The 6,112-nt window shown below is 70.1% G+C and carries 6 protein-coding genes; 4 read left to right on the top strand and 2 right to left on the bottom strand.

Annotated elements, in window-relative coordinates; genetic code table 11:
* Positions 1–233 precede the first annotated feature (233 nt).
* Both ACODTB_RS25750 and ACODTB_RS25745 read left to right on the top strand, forming a co-directional pair.
* Entirely contained in the window at positions 234–1,736 is a 1,503-nt protein-coding gene (locus ACODTB_RS25750) for a M20 family metallopeptidase (protein WP_291121855.1), read from the top strand.
* A gap of 12 nt (positions 1,737–1,748) precedes the next feature.
* Positions 1,749–2,606, top strand: coding sequence for an alpha/beta hydrolase (locus ACODTB_RS25745; protein WP_291121854.1), 858 nt, complete (start codon positions 1,749–1,751; stop codon positions 2,604–2,606).
* Positions 2,607–2,615: 9 nt separating this feature from the next.
* On the opposite strand, the gene ACODTB_RS25740 is transcribed toward ACODTB_RS25745, so the two are convergent.
* Positions 2,616–3,143, bottom strand: coding sequence for a YidB family protein (locus tag ACODTB_RS25740; RefSeq protein WP_291121853.1), 528 nt, complete (start codon positions 3,141–3,143; stop codon positions 2,616–2,618).
* Positions 3,144–3,184: 41 nt separating this feature from the next.
* Positions 3,185–4,360, bottom strand: a complete 1,176-nt coding sequence (locus tag ACODTB_RS25735) for an MFS transporter (RefSeq protein ID WP_291121852.1) — start codon at positions 4,358–4,360, stop codon at positions 3,185–3,187.
* 24 nt (positions 4,361–4,384) lie between these two features.
* Between ACODTB_RS25735 and ACODTB_RS25730 the strand changes: the two genes are divergently transcribed.
* The gene (locus ACODTB_RS25730; RefSeq protein WP_291121851.1) at positions 4,385–5,101 is read left to right on the top strand and encodes an aspartate/glutamate racemase family protein; all 717 of its coding nucleotides are present in this window, start codon (positions 4,385–4,387) and stop codon (positions 5,099–5,101) included.
* Between the two features lie 122 nt (positions 5,102–5,223).
* A partial coding sequence (locus ACODTB_RS25725) for a HAMP domain-containing protein (protein WP_488929876.1) occupies positions 5,224–6,112 on the top strand: 889 nt, incomplete at its 3' end.

Below are 6,112 nucleotides of genomic sequence, written 5' to 3'. Positions count from 1 at the left end.
CCGAGAGCCTCAAGGACCAGGCCCGGCGCCTGGCCGGTGTCGTGCAGCTGTTCCGTCTGTAAGCCCAAGGCGGCCGCTGGTCGCCGCAACCGCGCGCGCAGGGGGGTGAAACAGGGTCCTCGCACCGCGCACAAGCCACGGGCGTGCCTATACTGTTTCCCCTGTACCGGCCCCAGGGATTTTCGTCCCGGCATGCCGGCGCCTCACCGCCCGCGCACCCGGAGACCGACGCCATGAACGCTCGCCTGCCCCAAGCCTCGCCCCCCCTGGACCCGGCCGCCTTGCAGGCCCATGTGGAGGCGAGCTGGTCGCGCGGCATCATCCCCGAACTGACGCGCTACATCGAGGTGCCGGCCAAGTCGCCGGCCTTCGACCCCGACTGGGCCGCCCACGGCCTGCTGGAGCGTGTGCTGCAGGGCGCAGCCGACTGGGTGCGGGCGCAGCAGGTGGACGGTCTCCAGCTGGAGATCGTGCGCCTGAACGACGCGCAGGGCCGGCCCCGCACGCCGGTGCTGTTCTTCGAGGTGCCGGCCAGCGCCGGGCGCGACGGCACACCGGCCCCCGCCTCCGGCCAGACCGTGCTGATGTACGGCCACCTCGACAAGCAACCCGAGTTCACCGGCTGGCGCAACGACCTCGGCCCCTGGACGCCCAAGATCGACGGCGGCAAGCTCTATGGCCGCGGCGGTGCCGACGACGGTTACGCGGTCTACGCCAGCGTGGCCGCGCTGCAGGCGCTCAAGGCCCAAGGCGTGGCGCACCCGCGAATCGTCGGGCTGATCGAAACCTGTGAAGAGAGCGGTTCGGGCGACTTGCTGCCCTATGTGGACGCGCTGCGCCCGCGCCTGGGCGACGTGGGTCTGGTGATCTGTCTGGACAGCGGCGCCGGCAACTACGACCAGCTCTGGCTCACCACCAGCCTGCGAGGCATGGCCAGCGGCGTGCTCAAGGTCGAGGTGCTCACCGAGGGCATCCACTCGGGCGATGCTTCGGGCCTCGTGCCGTCGAGCTTTCGCATCATGCGCCAGGTGCTGGACCGGCTGGAAGACAGCGCCACCGGCCGCCTGCTGCCCGCCAGCTTCCATTGCGAGGTGCCGGCCGAGCGCATCGAGCAGGCGCGCGCCACGGCCGCCATCCTGGGCGACGAGATCCACAAGCGCTTCCCCTGGGCGCACCACGACTGCGGTGGCTCCACCGTGTTCACCCTGCCCACCACCACCGACCCGGTGGAGGCCCTGCTCAACCGCACCTGGCGGCCCACGCTGTCGGTCACGGGCGCCGACGGTTTCCCCGAACTGCGCAACGCCGGCAACGTGCTGCGGCCCTACACCGCGTTCAAGCTCAGCCTGCGCCTGCCGCCGCTGGTGGACGCGCCCGCGGCCGTGCAGGAACTCAAGGCCCTGCTGGAGGACAACGCACCCTACCAGGCACGCGTGACCTTCGAGGGCGAAGGCGCGGCCAGCGGCTGGAACGCCCCCACCACCGCGCCCTGGTTCGAGCAGGCGCTGCAGGACGCTTCGCAGGCCCATTTCGGCGCCGGCTGCGGCACCATCGGCCAGGGCGGCACCATCCCGCTCATGAACATGCTCAGCAAGGGCTTCCCGACCGCGCAGATGATGGTCTGCGGCGTGCTCGGCCCCAAGAGCAATGCGCACGGTCCGAACGAGTTCCTGCACCTGGACTACGCGCAGCGCCTGACCGCGACCGTGGCCCAGGTCATGGCCCGCATGCCCTGAGCCCGCCGCACCATGTCCGACACCACCCAGGCGCCCTTCACCCTCCGCGATGGCCTGAACCTGGCCCTGTTCGACTGGCCGCTGCCGATGCGCTGGCGCCCGCGCGCGGTGGTGTTGATCGTGCACGGCCTGGGGGAACACGCCTGGCGCTATGACCCGGTGGCGCAACGCCTGAACGAATGGGGCTTCTGCGTGCGCGCGTACGACCAGCGCGGCCATGGCGAGTCGGGTGGCGCGCGCGGTGTGCTGCCCGATGACGACACCTTGCTCGACGACCTCGCCGAGGTGCTGGAGGACACGCGCAACCACATCGCCGAACCCTGGGCCTGCCCGCTCATTCTCATGGGCCACAGCATGGGCGGGCTGGTTGCGTCCACCTTCGTGCAGCGGCGCATGGCGCCTGTCGACGCGCTGGTGCTGTCATCGCCCGCGCTGGACGCGGGCATCGGCGCACTGCAGAAAAAGCTGATTTCCCTGCTCTACCGTTTCGCGCCCAACTTCGCCATATCCAACGGCCTGGACGCGAGCAAGATCTCGCACAACGCGGCGGTGGTGGAGGCCTACAAGAAGGACCCGCTGGTGCACGACCGCATCAGCGCGCGGCTGGCGCAGTTCATCGACCGCAACGGCCCGGCCGTGGTGGCCGCCGCCGCACAGTGGCGCGTGCCCACGCTGCTGTTGTATGCGGGGGCGGACAGCCTGGTGCGGCCTGCGGGCAGCAAGGCGTTTGCCGCCGCCGCACCGCGCGACAAGGTGCATGCCCAGGTCTATGAAGGCCTGTACCACGAGATCTTCAATGAGGCCGATCCCTCGGCCGTGTACGGCACCCTGAAGGCCTGGCTGGACTTGGTCGCGCCCGCACAGGCCTGAGTCGCAGGTTCAGCGGCGGGGTGGTGTAAGCCCGAACAGGCCCATCAGGTCGGCCGCGCCAGCGCCGCCACCCTGACCGCCGCCCCCGCCGAGCAGGGCGCCCAGCCCGCCGAGACCTCCCAGGTCGTTGTCGGCCGGCAGCTGCCCCTTGGGGCTGAGCTGGTCGATCAGGCCGGGCAGCAGGTCGGCCAAGGTGCCCGAAGCCTGCGCGGGGCTGCCACCCAGTTGCGAAGCGATCATGCCCATCAAGTCGGGGCCGAGTGCGCTGCCGAGCTGGTCGCCCGACACCGGCTGGTTCGCGCCGGTGCCGATCCAGGATTGCACCGCGTCACCCAGGCCGCCCGATTGCAGCTTGGCCAGCAGGCCTTGCAAGCCGCCCGAGCTCGCGAGCAGCGAACCGACCAGGGCAATGAGCATCTGCGGGTCCATCCCGCCCGGCAGGCCGTTGGCGGAGGCGGAGGGTCCCCGTTGTTGTCCCTGCAGCGAGCCCGAAGCGGCCTCGGCGGCGGCACCGATCAATGAATCCAGAAGTCCCATGGCATTGTTCCCTGTGATGGGCGCCCGGAATGGGCGCGCGGTCAGGCGGGATTGTGGGCCTGCCGGCGCACCCAGGCAAGCCAGACCAGGGCCAGTCCGGTGAGGCCCACCGGTACCAGCGAGCCGATGTTGAGCCATTGCCAGCCCTGGGTGGTGACCAGCGCTCCCGAGGCGAACGAGGTCAGCGCCATGGTGGCGAACACGCAGAAGTTGATCGCGGCCTGCGCGCGGTTCTTTTCCTCGGGGCGGTAGGCCTGCAGCGACAGTGTCGTGCTGCCCGTGAAGAGGAAGTTCCAGCCCACGCCGAGCAGGAACAGCGCGATCAGGAACTGGTGCAGGTCCACGCCCGAGAGCGCCACCAGGATGCACGCGATGTTGAGCACCACGCCCACGCCCATGATGGTGAGCACGCCAAAGCGCGCGATCAGGTGGCCGGTGAAGAAACCCGGCGCGAACATGCCGATCACGTGCCATTCGAGCACCAGGGCCGCGTCATCGAACGCAAAGCCGCAGACCTGCATGGCCAGCGGCGTGGCGGCCATCAGCAGGTTCATCACGCCGAAACCCAGCGCGGCGCCAGCGGTGGCGACGATGAACACCGGCTGGCGCACGATCACCGAGAGTGGGCGGCCCCGGTCGGCGCCCGCGACCGGGGCTGGCGCGGGCGGGAAGCGCAGAAAGGCCATGAGCGCCATGGCGAGCAGGGCCACCAGGGCCAGCGCCACATACGCACCGGCGAACGGCGCACCCAGCCAGTCCTTGGTGCGCACGGCCAGATTGGGCCCGAGCACCGCGCCCACCAGGCCGCCCGCCAGCACCAGCGAGACCGCCTTGTCGCGGAACGCGGGCGCGCTCAGCTCGGCCGCTGCGAAGCGGTAGAGCTGGCCGTTGGCGCTGTAGTAGCCCGCGACCACGGTGGCGGCCACCAGCAGCCAGAAGTTCCGGTCCATCACCGCCCAGGCGCACAGCAGGGCCGAGGCCAGGGCCACCAGCAGGCCGATCTGGAACGAGGCCTGCCGCCCGAAGGCGCTCTGGGTGCGCGCCACCAGGGGCGTGGACAGCGCGCCGCCCAGCACATAGCCCATCACCGGCAGCGTGGCCATCCAGCCCAGCGGCGCGAGCGCGAGACCCACCAGACCGTTGATGGCCATGAAGACCACGTTGTTGGTGAGAAAAAGCCCTTGTGCGCCGGCCAGCAGCCAGAGGTTTTTGTTCATAAGTCATCGTTTATACAATGCGGTATGCGCAAGACCCAGCACATTGGCATCGTGGCCTGCTCCGCCGAAGGGGCGGCCCTCTGTTACCGCACCATCTGCGTCGAAGGAGCGGCCTTGCTCGGGCCGCACGCGCACCCCGAGGTCTCGCTGCATTCGCTCTCGCTCGCCGACTACGTGGACTGTCTGAACCGGGGCGATCTGCGCGGCGTGGCCGATCTCATGCTGGCGTCGGCCCACAAACTGGCGGCCGCTGGCGCGGACTTCCTGATCTGCCCCGACAACACCATCCACCAGGCGTTCCTCCATGTCGAGCCGCGTTCGCCGCTGCCCTGGCTGCACATCGCCGAGGTGGTGGCGCAAGCGGCGGTGCAGGCCGGCCACCGGCGCCTGGGCATCACCGGCACGCGCTGGCTGGTGGACAGCGAGGTCTATCCCGAGAAGCTCGCCGCGGTGGGTGTGCAGGCGGTGCGGCCCAGCGTGGCCGAGCGCGAGGAGATCGGCCGCATCATCATGGACGAGCTGGTCTGTGGGGTGTTCAAGCCTGAGAGCGTGGCGCGCTTCCAGGCCGTGTTCGCGCGCCTGCAGACCGAGGAGGGCTGCGACGCGGTGGTGCTGGGGTGCACCGAGATTCCGCTGATCATGAGCGACGCGAACTCGCCCCTGCCCACGCTGGACTCCACCCGCTTGCTCGCGCGCGCCGCGCTGGCGCGGGCCGTGGGGATTTCAGCGGCCGGCACATGACCGCTTGATGAAAGCCCATCCGCACCGGGATGGCATGCGGTAACGGTGCTCAAGAAGCCCGGTGGGGCGTCGAAGCAGGAGCAAGGGTGGCATTCGCGCCACCGGCTTCTCAAAGACGTCCCATGAACTGGCTTTCCTACATTTCCGTGCGCGCCAAACTCGCGCTGCTGCTGGCCTTGTGCGCGCTGGGCATTCTCACCGTGGCCCTGTCCGCGCTCTTCAGCCTGGACCGCGCCGTCTCGGCAAGCCAGCAACTGGTGCAGGTCGAGGTGTCCGCCCTGCGGTCGCTGGGCGACGTGCGCGCCGCGGTGGGCAACATGCGGCGCTATGAGAAGGACCTCTTTCTCAACCTGGCCGACGAAGCGGCCCTGCAGCGCTACCACTCGGCCTGGCAACAGCAGGTGGACCTGGGCCTGGGGCAGCTGGCCCAGCTGCGGCCCGGCCTTCACGCGCAGGAGCAGGCCGCGCTCGACCGCATGACCGCGGGCCTCGCGAAGTACCGCGAGGCGGTCGATGCCATCCACCTGGGCATCACGCGCGGCGAGATCAACGACCCCTGGCGCGCCAACGGCGCCATGGAGCCGGCCAAGGCCGATGTCCGCTCGGCCGACGAGGCCTTCGTCGAGATCAGCAACGCGGTCGGCGTGCGCGTGGACGGCATGGTCGATGCGTTGGCCCGCCTGCAACGGCAGGCCATGTGGGTCACGGTGCTGGCCGCGCTGGCGGTGCTGGTGCTCGGACTCGGCCTGGGTTACGTGGTCAGCGGCAGCATCACGCGCCCGCTGGACGAGGCGGCGCGCGCGATCGAGCGCGTGGCCGGCGGCGACCTGAGCACGCAGGTGCAGGCCCTGGGGCGCGATGAGATCGCGCGCGTGCTGGCCGGCATCGAGCGCATGCAGAGTGGGCTCGCGCGCATCGTGAGCGAGATCCGCGAGGGCGTTGATGGTGTGGAGCTCGCCAGCGGCGAGATTGCGTCGGGCAACCAGGACCTGAGCGCGCGCACGGAGCAGG

It is taken from the genome of Hydrogenophaga sp. FG152, from assembly GCF_057809615.1.
The sequence above is the reverse complement of the archived record's forward strand: the minus strand, read 5'-3'. Positions and strand labels throughout refer to the sequence as shown.